Origin of the sequence: Oscillatoria sp. CS-180, from assembly GCF_028330965.1 — a bacterium.
Classification (GTDB): domain Bacteria; phylum Cyanobacteriota; class Cyanobacteriia; order Phormidesmidales; family Phormidesmidaceae; genus Halomicronema.
In genome coordinates this window covers 48,328-66,877 of record NZ_JAQMUB010000025.1, presented here as the reverse complement: position 1 = coordinate 66,877, position 18,550 = coordinate 48,328, and the positions used below count along the sequence as shown (strand labels likewise).

12 protein-coding genes are annotated in these 18,550 nt (G+C 49.6%); 4 read left to right on the top strand and 8 right to left on the bottom strand.

Annotated elements, in window-relative coordinates:
- Nucleotide 1: 1 nt before the first annotated feature.
- The 5 genes from PN498_RS04610 to PN498_RS04590 all read right to left on the bottom strand — a co-directional run bounded on the left by PN498_RS04610 (nt 2) and on the right by PN498_RS04590 (nt 12,110).
- Entirely contained in the window at nt 2-6,484 is a 6,483-nt protein-coding gene (locus tag PN498_RS04610) for a response regulator (protein ID WP_272061518.1), read from the bottom strand.
- A gap of 193 nt (nt 6,485-6,677) precedes the next feature.
- Complete coding sequence (locus tag PN498_RS04605; protein WP_272061517.1) at nt 6,678-9,464, bottom strand: methyl-accepting chemotaxis protein; 2,787 nt, start codon at nt 9,462-9,464, stop codon at nt 6,678-6,680.
- 38 nt (nt 9,465-9,502) lie between these two features.
- Nucleotides 9,503-10,036 carry a CheW domain-containing protein gene (locus tag PN498_RS04600; protein ID WP_272061516.1) on the bottom strand — a complete coding sequence of 178 codons (534 nt, stop codon included), beginning with the start codon at nt 10,034-10,036 and terminating at the stop codon, nt 9,503-9,505.
- A gap of 29 nt (nt 10,037-10,065) precedes the next feature.
- Entirely contained in the window at nt 10,066-10,434 is a 369-nt protein-coding gene (locus PN498_RS04595) for a response regulator transcription factor (RefSeq protein WP_272061515.1), read from the bottom strand.
- A 416-nt stretch (nt 10,435-10,850) separates the two neighbouring features.
- Nucleotides 10,851-12,110, bottom strand: coding sequence for a response regulator (locus tag PN498_RS04590; protein ID WP_272061514.1), 1,260 nt, complete (start codon nt 12,108-12,110; stop codon nt 10,851-10,853).
- A gap of 549 nt (nt 12,111-12,659) precedes the next feature.
- On the opposite strand from PN498_RS04590, the gene hmpF reads away from it, so the two are divergent.
- Nucleotides 12,660-14,417, top strand: a complete 1,758-nt coding sequence (hmpF, locus tag PN498_RS04585; protein WP_272061513.1) for a pilus motility taxis protein HmpF — start codon at nt 12,660-12,662, stop codon at nt 14,415-14,417.
- Between the two features lie 74 nt (nt 14,418-14,491).
- Nucleotides 14,492-14,710: a glycogen debranching protein gene (locus PN498_RS04580; RefSeq protein ID WP_272061512.1), complete on the top strand. Its 219-nt coding sequence runs from the start codon at nt 14,492-14,494 to the stop codon at nt 14,708-14,710.
- 26 nt (nt 14,711-14,736) lie between these two features.
- Here the strand turns inward: PN498_RS04580 and PN498_RS04575 are convergent, their stop codons facing one another.
- Nucleotides 14,737-15,072, bottom strand: a complete 336-nt coding sequence (locus tag PN498_RS04575; RefSeq protein WP_272061511.1) for a hypothetical protein — start codon at nt 15,070-15,072, stop codon at nt 14,737-14,739.
- Between the two features lie 128 nt (nt 15,073-15,200).
- Entirely contained in the window at nt 15,201-15,536 is a 336-nt protein-coding gene (locus tag PN498_RS04570; protein WP_272061510.1) for a cupin domain-containing protein, read from the bottom strand.
- A gap of 18 nt (nt 15,537-15,554) precedes the next feature.
- Between PN498_RS04570 and gloA2 the strand changes: the two genes are divergently transcribed.
- Together gloA2 and PN498_RS04560 are read left to right on the top strand one after the other, a co-directional pair.
- Nucleotides 15,555-15,944, top strand: coding sequence for an SMU1112c/YaeR family gloxylase I-like metalloprotein (gene gloA2 / locus PN498_RS04565; RefSeq protein WP_272061509.1), 390 nt, complete (start codon nt 15,555-15,557; stop codon nt 15,942-15,944).
- 295 nt (nt 15,945-16,239) lie between these two features.
- The gene (locus tag PN498_RS04560; RefSeq protein ID WP_272061508.1) at nt 16,240-16,491 is read left to right on the top strand and encodes a ChaB family protein; all 252 of its coding nucleotides are present in this window, start codon (nt 16,240-16,242) and stop codon (nt 16,489-16,491) included.
- 203 nt (nt 16,492-16,694) lie between these two features.
- Here the strand turns inward: PN498_RS04560 and PN498_RS04555 are convergent, their stop codons facing one another.
- Nucleotides 16,695-18,443, bottom strand: coding sequence for a DUF3370 domain-containing protein (locus PN498_RS04555; protein WP_272061507.1), 1,749 nt, complete (start codon nt 18,441-18,443; stop codon nt 16,695-16,697).
- Nucleotides 18,444-18,550 lie beyond the last annotated feature (107 nt).

The following is an 18,550-nucleotide window of genomic DNA, read 5'->3' as shown; positions in this document are numbered from 1 at the left end:
GCTACAGTTCCAACTCTTCATCCTGTTTAGTCAACAGCACCTCACCCTTCAGCATCCGCTGAGCCGCATCTAGCAGCGCTTCTTCAAGGTAGGGTTTGGTGAAGTAGCCACTCGCACCCAAGTCAACCGCCATTTGACGATGGCGATCAGCGCCGCGAGAGGTCAGCATAGCAATGGGAACCCGCTTCAAGATGCTGTCCTTCTGCATCCGAGACAGCAACTCTAGGCCGTCCATGCGAGGCATCTCAATATCACAGAACACCAAGTCACAGGGAAGTCCAGAGCGCAATTTTTCCCAAGCTTCTTGACCATCTCGGGCTTGTTCTACCCGATAGCCAACCTTATTGAAGCTCATTGAAAGTAGCTCACGCACAGTAATGGAGTCATCCACAATCAAGACAGTTGGCTCTGCCTTGACGGAGACCACTTCTTCTAAAGGTGGCTGTTCAACCTGTGACCACAACGATGAACCCGCCTCACGACGCACCCGTCCTTGAGCAATATCAATCAGTTCGAGTACGTCGCCGATAGGCATCACTCGACCATCGCCAAGAACTGTCGCTCCGGCAATTCCCATTGGCTTGGGCACCGGCCCCTCGATTTGCTTGATGACAATTTCCTGCTCACCCAAAACGCGATCGACCTGAATGCCGATGTGTGTACTCGCGTTTCTCAGCACAACAATAGAAATCATGTCTTCATCCTGACTTCCTCCGTACACTCGGTTGCGCCCCAAAGAGCGGTTGAACTGAAGTAAATCGGACAGGGGTTGGAAAATCAAGGACGTGTCGCGCCATTGAATATAGGTTTGATCGTTCTGATCCCGTCTTACCCGCTCTTTAGGAATATCGAACATATCCTCGACACCATCCATTGGGAAAGCAATGCGGGCTTGATTGTTCAGACAGCTCAGCGCCTTGGAAATACTCAACGTGAGCGGCAAGCGAATGGTGAAACTAGTCCCTCGGCCTAAATCAGAATCAATCGTGATGGACCCGCGAATTTCAGACAGGGCTGTGCGGACAACATCCATCCCTACGCCCCGTCCAGCAAAGTCGTCTGCCTTATCGCGGGTGCTGAAACCGTGACGGAACAGCAGTTCGTAGGTCTCCAAGGTATTCATCGCCCTAGCCTCTGACTGAGTCAGAATCCCTTTCTGAATAGCCTTACGCTTCACAACATCAGGATTGATTCCGGCTCCGTCATCAGCAATGTAAATAACGGTCTGATTTCCTTGATAAAACGCTCGAATGGTAATTTTGCCTTCGCGGGGCTTACCGACAGCAGCACGTTCTTCAGGCATCTCAATACCGTGCGTGATGGCATTGTTGACCAAATGAGTCATCGGGTCATACAGCCGCTCCAAAATCATTTTGTCAATGAGGGTATCGCGGCCTTCGACCACTAACCGAGCTTCTTTGCCGCACTTAATTGAGATATCTCTTACAGCACGCGGCAAGCGGTCAGCCGTCTGGGCAAAGGGCACCATTCGGGCCTTGTTTAAGCCCTCTTGGAGCTGGGTCGTAACCTGTCGGAACTGACGGGCAATCTGGTCTGTCGATTCAACGGTATAGGCAATGTCAGAGGTTGATTCTCGAACTCGTACGATGAGTTCGATCATTTCTTGGGTTAGCGTATGGAACCCTGTGAACCGATCCATCTCTAGGGCGTCGAAGGTAGCTCCAGTAGCATGACCACCATTGCCACCGTGACTGTCCATTGAGCGTGTCATGCTGGACCCTTGGAATGCCTGTCGGCTAGCTAGGAGGGAACTTTCTAGGAGAGATCGCTCATACAGATCACGCATCCGCTGACCAACGTCATTGAGCTGCTGCGCCTGGAACAAGAGATTGTCCAAAAATTGGCGGAGTCTGTCTTGGTCCTGCTCAAGAGAATTTCGGTTGACGACTAGCTCACCCACCAAATTATTCAAATTGTCGAGATGTTTGACCGAAACACGCATCGTCTGATCAACAATGCCGCTTACCCGACGTGCTGAGCGAGTACTACCGACAGAACGCATTGACGGACCCACGCCTAAGGACTGATCGGCCTCCTCCAGCAGCTTTTCGAGATCGCTGAATTCATCCACTGCATCCACTGCATCCACTGCATCCACATCGCCAACATCGTCACTAGCGATCGCAATTGACTCATCTTCATCCAGTAGAGCATCTAGCTCGGCAAAATCGGCGGCTCCGCCTTCGTCAGTTGCAGCAGAAGAGACAGCCATATCTGAATGCTCTCCCTCTAACAGATCGTCATTCAGCAAATCCTCTAGCTCATCAAAGTTAGGCGCATCTGAGTCCTGACCATCCTGCTGTTGAACTTCGTGATCAGCGGCAGACGGTTCAGCTAGCAAAGTATCCAGGTCATCGAACAAGCCACCGTTACTGTCGTCAGTGATAGCTTCCTCAGGCTCACCCAGATCAACTCCATTCAGGTCTTCCTGATGCGTTTCAAGGGAGATATCTTCGAATTGGAAATCAGCAATGTCCTCAGCCTGTTCCGATTCAGCTAAAAAACTGTCATCTACTGCATCGCCGTCATTTTCAAGGGACGCATCAGGTATTCCAGCATCGTCAGCGAATAGGTCAAAGGAGTCCTCGCCTAACCCACTTTCTGCTTGACCGCCTAGATCATCCACGGCTTCAGACGTAACGTCGTCCACAGAATCCAGCGAAATCTCGCTTAGCAAGCTGTCGAGATTATCATTAGACTCATCCGAGTCCGTTGCTAATGGATCACTCGTTTCAACTTCTCCGATCTCCAGTTCGGAGAGATCAAAATCCAAGCTTTCTTCAAACGTGGCAGCACTAGAAGCACCTTCAGTATCAGGGGTCTCGGAGAAGGCATCGTCTGCCATTAAAGCATCAAGATCGCCATTCAGAGAGTCCTCTATTGGAGTAGCAACATCCCCAAAATCTAAAGCCTCTAATCCGTTTTCCAGATCAGCACTCTCAGCTTCACCACCGCCTAAATCGAGGGAGGGTAGATCGTCTATCTGAATCTCTGATTCGTTATCAACATCAACGGATAAATCAGCACTGAAGAGATCGTCACCCAATGATTCATCGGATAGAGGCTCATTCTCATCCAGATCTAGACTTAGGAGTTCCTCGTCAGCGACGACTTCAGCTATGGCTTCGTCCGGTCCTTGAACAAAGGTTGCCTCGATGTCATCAATACCCAAGTCTGCCAGAACAGTACCTTCTGCCTCGGGTCCTTGAACAAAGGTTGTCTCGATGTCATCGACACCCAAGTCTGACAGAACAGTACCTTCTGCCTCAGGTTCTTGAACAAAGGTTGTCTCGATGTCATCGACACCCAAGTCTGACAGAACAGTACCTTCTGCCTCAGGTTCTTGAACAAAAGTCGTCTCGATGTCATCAACACCTAAGTCTGCTAGAGCAGTACTTTCTGCCTCGGGTTCAGGAGAGGCGCTATCAGTTAAGTCGCTGGTCCCAGTTTCAGGCTCCAGGTCATTGTTCCAAAGATCATCAGCTTCAGTCTCAAGCTGAGGTGTCTCGACAGGAGCATTGACAGAGAGGTCATCTTCTGAAAAATCGTCGAGACTATCTGCGCTCTCCCCCATCTCTTCTAGGCTTTCAACAGGAGTTTCTGGACTGGTTTCCACCGGTGGCGTATCAAAGAAGTCTTCAATGATCGCTTCGGCTGAAGCCATCTCTGAACCATCATCAGTGTCCGCGACAAAGGCTTCGGCAGGTGTCTGAGATGAAGACGCATCTAGATTAAAAAAGTCATCCTCAGAAGACTCATTGTCGGCGATCGCGCCTATTGCCTCATCTAGCAAGAGATCGTCATCAGCAATTGAAAAATCAATCGTGTCAAGCTCTGCCGGTGATTCGTCAGGCAGAGTTCGCTCTTGAGTTGTGCTGTCCAGCGTCGTAGCATCGTCTGTCTCGACAAACGACAGATCAAAATCTTGGTTTTCTGGAGCAACCTCTGCTGTTTCCAAAAGCGCGTCTAAATCAGCATCGCTTTCGATGATTTCATCAGGGTTCGTTTGCATATCCCCCAGTTCAACCGCCTCAGGCTGAACGAACGTAATCTCTTCTACTGGAGTCGTTGCAGCCGGAGACGCCAGCAAACTGTCCAGATCGTCTGCAAACTGTGGGGTCGAGTTCTCGGTAATAATGTCGTCAGATCCCAGTTCGCTGTCCAGGTCATCCAAATTCAGGGCATCAGCATCCAGGCCAGTTTCAGCTGTATCTACTGATGAAAAAAGATCGTCTAAGTCGGAAACATCCGATTCCGAAGCCAGAAAGTCTAGAGTAGCCTCTTCATTTGCCGGAACATCCAGCTGTAGCTCACTGCTTTCTGGCAGTTCGAGGTCTAAGGAAACGTCTGCCTCAGCAAATGGGTCTGCGAGATCAGCAATAACCGCTTCGCCCTCACTATCGCTCAGCACGTCAGCCAAGTCGCTATCAGCAAAGGAGACATCATCATCGGCTAGCAAAGCGTCAAGCTCGCTGTCTTCTGCGTCAACATCAGGTAAACCGTCAGAAAAATCGGCAACATCCGCTTCAGAATTGCTCAGCATAGTGGCTAAATCGTCTTCGGACAGAGCTTCACCCTCATCGGCAAACAAATCGTCAAAATCATTGCCTTCCGCGACAGGGGCAGCCATTGGTGCCCCCTCAACATCCGCAACGACAGCCGTCGCATCAGGTGTGTCTTCAAGCTCTAGCTCTGGGAAATCGCTAAAGTCCGCTGTGCCTTCTGCTTGAACAATCGTATGGTCTTGAACAACGGTCTGGCCTGCTTCGGGAGGTTGGCCCTCTGTCCAAAGATCATCAAGTGCCTCTAAAGCTGATTCATCGGTATCGTCGTCACCGTCTTGGGTTGACCAGGGATCTGCGATCGCATCAAAGGAGAGATCGGCCACACCGACGGTAGCAGAAGCATCAAACCCAAGGGCAACATCGTCTTCGTCACTGGAATCGTCGGGGAGATCATCCAGCAAATCGTCCAAGTCGTCTACTTCGGAGGTTGCCTCTGCTTCAGCCTCAGCCGTCTCTGTTTCCGGCAGGCTGAGAAGATCATCAAAGTCAGTCTCGGCAATAGCTTCATCCGAAGCCCCAAAATCTTCAGAAACACCGTCTAAAAGATCGGCTGGATCTTCAAGGGCGGCTGCATCGCCAAACAGGTCAGCGAGATCTTGCTGGGTTTCCTCTTCACCTGAAGCTGTATCCAGCAAATCCGAGAAGTCATCGGAAATATCGATATCAGGGCTGATGCTATCAGCAAGTACGTCGTCCGTTTCAGACATCTCCTCCCAAGGAGAACCTAAGCCTGAAACTTCACCTTCAAACAAATCAGCTAAACTATTTAACTCAGCGGCTCCTACGGCAGGCTCACGGTCACGTGTTGGTCTCCCACTTGCAGAGGTTGGCTCCTCATTTGAAAAGGCTGTCAGCAGATCATCTGCATTCAAATCGCTGGATTCACTGCTATCAGCGCTTGATAGCTCAAGCCAGTCAGTATCCGTTCCAGTGACCTCAGCAACAGGCTCGGTCTCGAACAGATCTGCTAAATCGGCGTCTGAAGTAGGTGTTACAGCAACTTCGTCTAGCAGAGCGGCTACATCATCAAAAGATTCTTCTTCGATCGCTAGCGGAATCAAAGACTCTAGGTCGCTGGAAATCGCGATCGCTACAGCCTGTCCAGACAACACCTGCTCTTGTGCCCGCTTCAGCTCTTTGATAACCACTGGTGCAAGCGAGCGATAGGATTGCTCAGAGTTGCCAACAGCCCTACGCACGGCAGTCACAAGCTGACACCAGGCATTCAGGTCAAACTGCTCTCCCGTCTGTTTCAGAGCGTCACAACACAGCTGCAAAGCAGTACGGCTGACCTCCGTGTCAGGCTGCTTGAATAAAGTCAACATTTCGCGCAAGTTACTGGGGATATCGCTGCTGAAGACCAGTTTCAGCGCACTTTCCTCGCCAGTGGAAGAGACTGCCTGCGGAACGAGCACCTCAGCAACAGGAGCGGTCATCAGGATTTCTGGGACAGCTTCCGCAGTGGGTGCTGCATGAGCCACTAGGTGATTGAGATGGTTCTCCAAACGTTCAAAGACAGGCTCAACGTCCGCCATGATTTCCTGAGCCTTATCTTCGGTCAAGCCGAAGGGACCTTGCAATTCTTCCAGGAGGGCCTGCAAACCGTCAAAAACCTGCAAGAACATCGTCTCCAGATCTCGATCAACCTCGGTTCCCGGAGCATCTTTCAGCGCTTTAAAGTAGTCCTCCAAACGGTGGGATGTGCGCTGGATGCTACCCAAACTCAACATAGCCGCGCCCCCTTTGACCGAGTGAGCGGCTCGGAAGACCTCGTTCATCATCTCCGAGTCTTGTATGGTTGCTTGAAGATTCAGCAGTCCCTGCTCAATCGTATTAAGGTGGTCTTTAGCTTCTTCAATGAAGTAGCCTAGAATCCTTTGCTGCTGTTCAGGCATCATGGCGGATTATCCCCCTCGTGCTCGTGTGTAGTGCCCGTATGGGTCCGTTAGAACGGTAGAGATCTACCTGCAAATGTCTTCTCAATCAGCCTGAATGGCTCAATGCGCCCTTTTATTGAGACATCTGTGGGTGAATACGTGCTGTAACAGCACTTTAGCGCTTTAAAGAGTGAATGAGATAAACGTACTCCATTTAGTTTGGTCGTTCCTCCCGCGTATCAACTTTGAAGCGATCGACTGAAGTGAGCAAGTCTCGCGCCACACCCACCAGATTTTGTAAAGAAGCTGACACTCGCTGAGATTCTTGAGAAGTCTCTTGAGCGGTCAATTCAACTGATTGCATAACCTGAGCAACCGTACGGGATGTCTCCGTTTGTTCCACTGTATCCGCTGTAATTGATCGCACCAAAACGTCAATCCGGTTCGAGACTTGAATAATGTCCTCCAGCGATCGCTTGGCTTGCTCAGCCAATCGGGTTCCTTCAATCACCTGCTGAGTACCCTCTTCCATCGCCGTCATCACGCCGCTCGTCTCACTCTGAATCTGCAAGACAATCTGCTCGATCTCTTTCGACGCTTTGGCGGCTCTATCCGCCAGTTGGCGCACTTCATCGGCGACAATCGCAAAGCCTCGCCCAGCTTCTCCCGCTCGGGCGGCTTCAATACTGGCGTTAAGGGCGAGCAAGTTCGTTCGAGAGGCAATCTGAGAGATCAACGCCACGATCTTCGAAATCTCTTGAGAAGACTCTGCTAAGCGTTTGACCTTTCGTGTGGTCTCAGCAACAGTCTCTCGAATTTCTAGAATCCCTGCTACGGTTCGCTCTACCGACTCACCACCGCGTAGGGCAGTCGCAGAAGCTGAACGAGCCACTTCTTCCGCCTCACGAGCGCTCTCAGCTACTCGCTGAATTGAGTCCGTCATCACCTGGACTGAGTTCAGCGTGACGGCTAGCTCTTCGGCCTGGCGTAGGGCATCAGCCGATAGACTGCGTGCAAACGTCTCATTCTCAGCAGACGCTTTACTCACCTGCCGCGCTGCCGCGCTTACCTGCTGCACGATCTCTTGCAGGTTTTGAATCGTTAGGTTGAACGAATCAGCGACCGCACCTAGGACATCAGCCGTCACTTCTGCTTGGACAGTCAAGTCGCCCCGGGCTGCTCCTTCGACATCGTCTAGCAAGCGAATCACTTGACGCTGGAGATCTTCCTTAGCCTGCTCCTGCTCCTGGGCTTTACGCTGAGCCTCGCTCGTAGTAGTCAAAATAACTCGGGCCATCTGGTTAAAGCCGGTTGCCAGTTGACCAACATCGTCCTCGGCATAGATGGTCGCACGGGCATTCAAGTTGCCTTGCGAAACAGACGAGAACTGGGTCTGAAGATCCTGAATTCCCTGCTTAGTCCGGCGGGTCGCCAAGTGACCGACAGTTGCAGCCGTCCCAAACCCTGTGAGCCCAGCTGCAACCGCCATCGCAGGCGGCACTCCCCGAGGCAGCTTTTGGTCAGGCAGAATACTGGTTGCAGCGAAGTTGACGATGGCAACGGCGATCGCCGATGTTACCCCTGTGATCCCAGCAACAATAAGCTGCTTCTTATCAATGGGAGCATTTTCTAAAAACGCGAGTCCGCCCTGCTCAACCTGCGGAGAAGGCGTGTCCTCTTCATCGACTTGCGCAAAAGCAGGTAGCTGGCTAGCAGCATTCGAGAGGCTAAAAATCTCTTCGTTATCAATCGTAGAAGAGTCATCTTCCAGTGCAAAATCGGATGCCCCGAAGCTGTTGTCCGCATTATCATCGATCGCACCAATGCCCGAGGTTCCGACTGATGGACTGGTAAACCCAGCAGAACTGTCCGTCAAATCAAAATCGGGAATACTTCCCAAGTCGTCAAATTCATCGAAATCATCTAAGAAATCAACATTGCTATGGCTATCGGTATTGTCTTCTGCGATCGCAGCACCATTATCAACAAAGTCGCGATCGTCATAGGTCTCGTGGGTCGCCGAGGACTCCGGCAAAGAAGCACTCGCAATATCTTCTGTCTCAGAGTCATAGGAAAACTCGTCCAACGGTTCGAGAGGGGATTCCGCCATCTCGACCGAGGGCTCAGACATGAAAAGCGTCTGGTCTTCCACCGTTCCCAAAGGAGGCGTATCAGGGACGACGTCTTCAGTATATTCAGGAATCTCTTCCATCTCAGTAGGAGCCGATCCCAAATCCATGAGATCAGGTTCAGCAACAGGCTCAGGATCAGTCTCAGCCGTTTCGAGATTTTCAAAAGCAGAAAACGGATCGTCTTCTGCCATTTCTGAGTCAGGCATATCCATCTCAGACAGATCTACCCCGTCTCCGAAAGGGTCATCATCATCTGATAGCTGAAATGGCTCAGGCTCTGAAACGCTAGGAGCCGCAAACGGATCAGCTGCGGCGAACATATCTTCCTGCTCAGCGTCTAACGGAGCCTCTTCTCCAGCAGCAGGCTCCTCAAAAGGATTGTCAAGCGCAAAGTCTGTTTCAGATAGATCTGGAGACAGGTCTAGACCTAAGTCAACTGAATCCAATCGAAAGTCAGTTAGATCTTGATCGTCAAAAATATCTGGAATATCGGAATCGCTGTCCGGGGAATCTTCCAACGGCGGAGAGCTATCAACGAGCGTCGCGCTGGCAGCCCCGTAATCGTCACGTTCTACGTCATCAGCACCAAACGAAGATTGCTCCTCAGCATAGGCCAAGCCATTGTTGGCAAAGTCAACGAACTCAGGATCGGTAGTCACATCTAGGACAGCCTTGTATTGCTCAAGAGCTTCGTTATAGCGATGCAAGCCGTAGCAATAGATATGCCCTCTAAGAAGAAGCACACTGGGATCAGTCGGATAGTCGGCAGCAAGCTGATCAATAATCGCAGCAGCATTTTCGTAGCTACCCTGCATGTAGGCTCGCTCAGCTTTCTGATATGCTTGCGTGTAATCAGTGCCCGATGCCATGTCTTAATCTCCTGCCTTAAGCAATCTAACTACAGCTGCTAGGCAGCCCAGCGGGCAGACCTTAAAACAGCGATGTGATCAAGTAATCGAACCACGCGATTTGAGCCGTCGTTACCAACAGACCACTCTCCCTTCAAAAAGGGAGCCATCGTATCTGGGGTACTTTGAGAGAGATTAAGTCTCTCCAGATCCATCCAATCCGTCCCAACGATCTGATTAACCGCTAAGCCTAACATAGTTCCTTGATCTTCAACCGCAATAACTGGAATCTCTGGTCTATCAGTATTTAACTGAGTCGAATATCCCAGAAACTGACCTAAATCTGCGACCCAAATGACCCTGCCTTGTTCATTAAGCGTACCTAATAACAAGGGAGACACGTTTGGAACGGCGGTAATCCTATCAGGCGGATGCTCAATAATACGTCGAATTCCCGTGGCAGGAAGTGCAAATTCATCTCCGGAGGTGACAAAAAATCGGAGATACAGTTCACCCTCTGGAGTTTCTAGTTCTTGTAGCTCTGGTCCTTGCTCTTGACCTTTACCCATTAAAAAATCAGGATTGCCAACCATCGTCCCGTCGTCTCCTCTATCCCCTGACACTATCCCCGAAGTAACTGCTTTACTGTACCGACCAGCTCTGTTGGCTGAAAAGGCTTAGCAATATAAGCATCCGCTCCTTGCTTCATGCCCCAATAGCGATCGAACTCCTCCCCTTTAGAAGAACACAGAATCACAGGAACGTTTTGGGTAATCGGATCGGCCTTTAGACGACGGCAAACTTCATAACCATTCATCCGAGGCATCACAATATCCAGCACAACCAGATCTGGGTGTCGACCTGCCTGGATATGCTCCAGTGCTTCTACACCATCACAGGCTGCCGCCACCTCTAATCCGTTTCCTTGCAACAATTCAGTGATCATTCTTCGCTGGGGAATGCTGTCCTCTACAACTAAAACCATGCTCATAGTATTCAATGACTCGCAAAATAGCTTCCCTGATGCAATTTCTAAAGCTTGTTTCACCTGTATCTGAAGATTGCGACAGCGGCAATCTCAATTATTGTTCCATGCTTTTTTAAGGTACCCTCAAACTCAGAAAACGCTTACTATTTGCCTGCTCAGGGAAACCAGCAGTCTTTGATCACGGCTCCAGTTAAAGATCATCTTCGGAAGTCAGCCAGCAGGAAATTCTCACCCAATCAAAGCGATTTCTACAAAGCGAAGCAACGATATCGCTCAATCGAAAATTCTGCAACTGACCGTTTTTTATACTACTTTAGCCATCTAAGTTTATGTGCCCAATAGCATCTGGGTCCGCAGCGCATAGCCCAATGGCTCGCCCGTTTTGTCCTAATGGAACTGGTGATAGCTAAAACAGCCGTCTAATCGAGGAATGGAGATGAAGTGGTCTCTAGCTCCAAATCATCTTTGATAGCCTCTGCTAGCAAGCGATCTGGTTTTGGGCGAGCCGGGTTCCCCAAACCGACATATTTTTCAACGAGGGTCAGCAACTCTTGAGCACCAAATGGTTTGGTGAGATAGTCTGTGGCTCCAGCCATACGCGCCTTAACGCGATCAATAAATCCATCTTTGCCCGTTAACATCACGATCGGCGTTTGCCGAAAGACCGTTGACTGCCTCAACATGGCACAAACCTGATAGCCTTCTAGCTCTGGCATCACAATGTCACAGAGAATCAGATCAGGGCGTAGCTGAAAGAGTAAGCTGAGGGCCCGCAAGGGATTGCTAATCGAGGTCACTTCATAACCGTGCTCGTCCAAAATTTGTTCCACCGTTTGACGAATGGTCAAACCATCATCAATACAAACGATACGGGGTACTCGGGTCGCGTGCCATTCCTCGGACGTATCATCTGGTGGCTGAAGATGATTGATGTCTGATAGATGAATCAGCCCCTGCCGCACATAGGGATAGATTCCTTTAGCAACCGTAAAAACGCTGCGATTAAGATAACGGGAGATTTGTTGGATTGAGGTTTCACCGTCCATCCATTGAAGAATACGAGCTGTTTTGACATCTTCCCTAGAATTGGACTGTGATTTCTCAGTCACGATAGGGCACTGATGGGGCGACTGAATATGCGGATAAAACTGCTTCCAAGCTTGTATTTGGGTCGTGAGTGCTGCTACCAGGGAGTCAATATCAAAGGTTGTTAGCTGCGGGCTGAGACCTGCTGCCAGCTTGAACACAAACGTCCCTTGATGCAAACTCAACAGGTCGAACAGCGTTTCGTGAACCATACCGTTGAGAATCGTACGGCCCTGTTGCGGTGTCAGACTATGATTCTCTAGTAGTGCCCAAAGATAGCCATATTCGGGGGAATTAAAAGTTGCGATCGCCGGCACGTCCAAATTATGTAAGGCCTCATCAAGCTCATACCGATGGATATAGTCACTCAGACGGTTGAGTTGTCCATCAGTTGTGCCCGCATAAATAATCTGACCGTTGAAAAAGAAAACTAGCCACGACTGAGACGGTAAGTGGCACTGGGGTAATGAGCTCGTGTTTCCAGTCAGCGATGCAGGGATGTAGGCCTCGACATACAACTCTCCAGTACGTTGCCCTAACTTAATTAGCTGCAAAATACTGCGAATATCAATTTCAGCGAGTTGCCCCTGCATATACGTTTAATTAGCTCTTAAATAACCAGGTTGGAACGTTGAAGTTTTATTGACGATATGGAGTATCAAATGACTCAGCTTCTTCGCACTGCTTAAAAATTTATCTCAGCTTTAAGATTTCAATCCTTCAAATCAATGGTATGCGCTTTCACCGGCTTAAGCACACTTTGCAGAGTCATACTCAGAAGAATAGTTGGCGATCGTGCTCATTCCACATTCTCCAAGAGCCACCGGTGTCAGATGGACAGTAAGCTACCGACCACAAGTAGACAAAGCGATTCGCACGGGAATTGAACAGTGACGTTACAATTATCGATAATCGCAGATAAATGGCGTGGGTTCGCGCTATCTACGACAACATGAGTTAGTTTATGAACAGATGAGAATTGCAGGGACATCAGCCATGACGATAGGTCCAACCAGCGCCTAAGTGGGCCTTCGTTTAAGTTGAGAGCTTCATTCTTGTATTGAAGACTACGGTTCTCCTGGGTTAAACATTTCAATGTTATAGGCACCCAGTAATCACGACACGGAAAGAGGAAGACTAGCGTGCTTTATCTGGCTGAGGTTCAAAAAAAATCTGGATTCATCGGCGGTGGTAAGGCGGACTTTAAGCTTTTAGCTTGTCAGCGGGGGGATACCTGGACAGGAGTACCCGGCGAGGAAACCATTTCTGCACCTGACGATGCCAACTATGGGGCTGGTGCTTTGGTGATGGTGGAACTCAATAACAACCGTCAAGTTCAACGCCATTACGATGCAGGCCGCCCTTTGGTCGGTATTCTGCAGAATTTTTCAAACCAAGCGAAGAAGTCCAAGTCACAAGAGGAAGAGATTGATCAGTGGAAGCAATCTTTGACCTTCCAAAGTCAAGAATTGAATCGACGCGAACTTGAGTTAGAAACCCGGCAAGAGCAAGTTGAACAGGCAGAAGCTGATTTAGAAAAGCTTGAAGCCCAGCGTCAAGAAGTCGAAACGGCTGAGCAGGAAATTAATCAGCTGAGAGACGAGCTTGATCGCAAACATCAGGAATTGCAGGGAGCCTGGGATCATCTCAACGGTGAGGTCAGGCGGTTTGAAGAGAGACAGGAAGACGCATCGCAACACGTTGGCGTAGATGAAGCACAAATTCAGCAGCTTCAAGGCGCATTGGATCGCTTGACCACTGCGGTCACACCAACAGAGAGTATGCGTGAACAACTCAATGCTGCTCGCGAGGTCCTTGATCAACAACAAGCAGCGATCGCAGAACGGAATCAGTCCATCGGAGAACAACAACAAACGCTGGACGCAAGGCGAGACCAGCTTCAACAGGACTACACGGCCTTAACTGAGCGCTGGCGGGGATGGCACGAAGCCGAAGCGGTATTGAATGGACGCAAAGCAGACCTCAAGTCACAGCAGCAATTATTAGGTGATAAGCAGGAAAGTGTTCAATCGCTTTCTCAGCAATTGCAATCCCAAAGTAATCTCTATAAAAAGGTTTACGAGCTGCTAAACACGACAGATAAAGTACGGCTCAGCAACAAAGTAGATGTTGGCGCATTAGATGCCATGCCTTTAGAAGAGCTACAAACGTTAGTCTCTGACTTGGAAAAAGATTTAGAGAAGATGTCGCGCTTTGTCAGCGACCAGGAAGAGGAACTCAATCTTCAGCAGCAAACCATCGAAGACGTTAAGCGGAAGATGGAGGAAGTGAGTGAGTTCGATCGCCTACAGATGGAGCCGGAGCTGGTTGACGAGCAAGACCGCTATCAAATGTTGAATGAGACGCTAGTCGGTCAGCGTCGCAATCTTCTGGAACGAGAAGAAGTGCTGACTCAGCATCAGGCTGTTTTGAGACGTCGTCAGGGACTAGCAACTGAAGAAACAGCGATGCCAGTGGTGGATCTAGAACCGATTCTGAAACAGATTGATACGTCCCGGCAGGCCATCACGGAGACCTTGCAACACACTGAGGCAGAAATCAAAGAGATTCAGGCACAAATCGAGGCGCTTAAGCAAGAAATTGAGCAAAAATCTAACGAGCAGCTCGGAAGCCGTGAGGAACTCAAGCAGCAGGACGGTCAACTGAAGCAGCAGCAAATGGAGGTTGGTGCTTTAGAGGGTCGAGTGCAGGTGCTTTCAGAACTTCTGTCTCCTTTACAAGAACAAGCTAATGATTTACGTCAGAAGTTAGACGATGCCACACAGTCCTTATCGCAATTCCAAGAAGCCAGCGATTACCAATTGCAAGCGATCGCTGAGGTCAAGCAGTTGGTGTCTACCTTGGCCGCCAATGACTCCTCTGAAGTCATCTCGGCTTAAAGACCTTTCACACCTGGTTGTGAGACAGAATACTTGTGAGAGGATAGGAGGCGTTGTGAATACGCACATCTTGAATGTCTGAGCCTATGATCTGGGTGAACGAGCAGATTGATCCTTGCGGTATCGTCTATTCTTGCATTGCCTGCTGTGATCAACAGCAAGCAGAAGACTGTCATGCCTCATTCGAAGCGAACTTATCACCAGAACAAAAGGCGGAGGGTTGGGTCGCTCGCATACGCACCGTATCATCGTGGGACGATGTTCCCGTCAGTGCTCTGAAACTGAGCTACTAAGCCCTGCTGATATCAGATGAATTGGTTTATTGTCGACGATTGATATCAACTAGCGTTTGACTTAATACCCTGACAGGTTCTTGGCTCTCAGCAGAGAAAAGAGAAAAATCTAGCGGTCCCCAGCTATTGTGAACACTTTCGGCAAGCTGTAGCAGCAATGGATTGCGCAGCTGGATTCTGCCCGGAGTACGCAAAATCAATAGCGGCACTTTAGCCTGGCCAGCATCCGCCATTAGCGTCCACTCACAGTCATTTAACCAGTTTTGCACCGGACCTGGGAGCTGTTGTTTGAACTGGCTGAGACGATAGTGCTGAGTCAATACATCAAGCCAGCAATAGCTGAATTCAGCTGGAGTTGCCATAACAGATATGCCTAGAATGCTTCTTTGAGTTTAGCCTTCCCATCCTTGGCACTGCCTTAAATTTATCTGTATGTAAGTTAAGCAGTGTCCACGTTTTCAATGAAAGCGTTAAAAATCCTTCATTGATTTCATTCAGCGATGCCAAAGTAAGTCAACACCAAAACCTCGTCTCCTGTATTGCTGACTTCATGGACTTCTCCAGGAGCGACTGAGATACAGGCGCCAGGTTCAAGAGTATGCACTTGATTGTTGATCACCATAGTGCCGCAACCCGACTGGACAAAAAAAACCTCGTGCATATCGATGTGAGCGTGGGCAGATGCGACTTGACCTGGTGCAAACCGAGCCTGCGCAAACTGTATTAGGTGGGGAAGGTCACCTTTTTCCAACATTGTCTGTTTGTGAATAGCGGTATTGTGAGAAACACTTTGGGTGGGAACAGTATTCAGAGAAACATACTTCATCAGCGTCAATTTAATTTAATGATTTCTGCCATTCATCATGTTGCTATTATTTGTTCTGATTATGATCGCTCCAAGACCTTCTACACAGAAGTTTTAGGCTTTGAAATACTGAAGGAAACCTATCGAGCTGAGCGAGATTCCTACAAGCTAGATTTGCGGGTGGGCGATCGCGACCAAATCGAACTGTTTTCATTCCCCAATCCGCCTGCTCGACCCAGCTATCCCGAAGCCTGTGGTCTACGACACTTGGCTCTTGTAGTGTCTGATTTAGACACCGTAATGGCTCGACTCACACATCACGGCGTTCACACTGAACCCGTCCGCGTAGACGAAACCACTGGAAAGCGGTTCACGTTCTTTCAAGACCCCGATCACTTGCCGCTGGAGCTCTATGAAATAAAACACTAGTACCGCCAAGCGGAATTCAAAATTCAGAATACTCTGCGAGAAGAGCAAAGCTCTACAGAATTCAAAACTAAGGCAGATAAGCTTTCTCAGGGTTTTGAATGGTGAGCCTATTTCTGCCGTAGCGTACCATTCATCAAGTCGCCCAGGTGCAGCGCATAGCCTGGATAGCTGGCATACGTAAGGTAGAAGCTGCGCGCGCTCACCCTACCTGCTGTTAATGCTTGCGATAGATGTTGCTCTCGATAAGGTTTCGTTATTCCTAGAGAGTACGTATTGCAAAAAAGGAACAACGACAATGCCGTATGAAAGCTTAGAAACACTGCCTCAAGATGTACAAGATAAGCTACCTCAAAGCGCTCAGCAAATCTTCATGGCTGCTTTTAACAGTGCATCTTCTGATGGCATGAGTGATAGCGCTGCTCATGAGGTTGCTTGGAGCTCTGTTAAAAATAGCTACGAGCAAGGTAGTGACGGTCAATGGCACCATCGTGCTGAAGGAGGCACAACGCCGGGTGACAGTCCTACTGGCACGATGTCTCAGGCATAGAACCCATTACAGTACTCTCAACGCTTGCTGAGAATACTCCGTTTAAAGTTGCACAGACCTAACCGTTTGCTGAGTTGAATTTGTAGGTTGAGTTATTGTCAAAAATCTAACGTATCCCTCATCAATGTGGAGTTTCACGTCGTTTTACGCCAACCTGCAAATACCTTATTTTGAACGTTGGACAAAGCACTAGAGGCCAGAGCCTAAGGTGCTACTTCGCCCATTCGCCGATTGTTAGGTCTATCAGACGTGTCAGTATCTTCATTGGCATCCGTTTCAGAGTCTTGAGGAGGCAATGGCGCTGTAGTTTCAACATCCTGAGCAGGAACCTCAGGCGATTCAACAGGTCCTTGCTCCTCAGGGTTCAATTCAATAACTTGGTTAGACTCCCCTTCAACAGGAATTGAGGAGCGTCCATTAGCGATACCAGACGTTGCGATCGTGAGCACCTGAGGGGGGGTAGCGTCTGGAGGATAAATAAATTCAACCGTGACGTCGCGTCGGGCATCCGGTGGTAGATTTAATCGCAGAATCGGTTCTCCCTCTTCGCCTTGCCTCTGCACAACATGCATATAGCGAGTCTGCTCCTGCCCGGAGTCAGACTGATAGCTAATCCGCATCGTTCCTCTGAAGAAAATGCGATCAGCAGGATTTCGCAAGAATCTTAGGCCATATAGAATGGTTTCATCCTGCAAGGGTGTTTGAAGCCGCAGAATGACTGCCTGATCAGCACTGGAATCATTGTATAGCGGCAGCTTAATACGGTAATGAATGCCATAGTTGCCGTGGGCCCGATACGCTGTATCCGAATATCGGGCCAGCATGGGCGCACTCTGAATCTGTTCGGTGCCAAACGTATTGTGATCAACAGTACTGAGTACATAGGAGACTGCATCTCCTGGTTCGGGAATGGTCAAACGATTTACGGCTGGTTCGTCTTCTAAAACCGCTTCCCACTGGGAACCTCGGGCCACTCCTGCAACCCGACCATAGAAAAAGCGGCCTTGGTTATCGTACCCTTCTGGATCGGTAGGAGGAATGTCACGAGGACCTGCTAGATCACCATTGACAAGCAGGAGTAGCCATTCCTGAAGCGTAGGTGCTCGCTCTTGTCCTTGCAGTGTCCGTGGAGCATACATAGCTAACGTAGCAGCATAGACCGGAGCATCGCTGGACAGATGCAGCAGCAGCGATCGCCCATTGCTGGGTAACGGACGACCCCCGCTAGTGGGTGCAATAGACGCTACAGGATCATCTGTATAGTTGCTGATCTGACCGGGCAATACCGAGCCTGGGGGCAGGGTGGCATCTGCCGAAAACGGCAACCTTCGCAGTGGAATCGGTGCGTTCATCAGCAGATAGGCCCGTTCCGGTGGAATTGTGATTCGCCGTGGCCATTGCAACTGTCGTCGACCCATTAAGAAGTCTGTAACGGTTCGGCTACCTGGGCCGGCAAAAACATCACCATCGGGATTGAAGCGAATCGAAGGTAAGTCTCGGAAAGGGGCTTCCTGACTGAGATAACTGACCCCTTGCAAAATCTCTAGCGTGACGGGTTCAGAATTAGGATTATAGACAACACCGCCGACAAATAAGGTACGACGGTCATCATAAGCCACTCCACGGGCAATATGGTGGGCAAAAAAATCAAACCGTCCGTCGAAGGCATAATCCAGGTGAGCAGAACTGTTTGCCATCTGGTCGCCAGGAAAAGTCGACAGCAATATGCCATCCTGCTGGATGACTTCTGGACTGTTGCTATTGAAAACAGGCGTTTCATCAAGCTGTCCGGGCAGGGGACGAACTTCCTGAAAGCGAGTAACTTCGTTGGGAATTCTGGGTAGTGCCTGCCCTTCAATTGCGGGAACTGAAGCGAGTAACGCAGGCTCCTGAGGCAAGGGAGCGATCGCGAGAGCCTGGGCAAAGGGGAGCCATACAAGTGCAGTCAACATAGGTTAATCGCAACGGAACAACGGGCAGATACGAGGGTTGAGAGACCAAAGCAGACAGTACGAACACAGGACTAACAAGCATCGGTTCGTGCCAAATTTATAGCGCG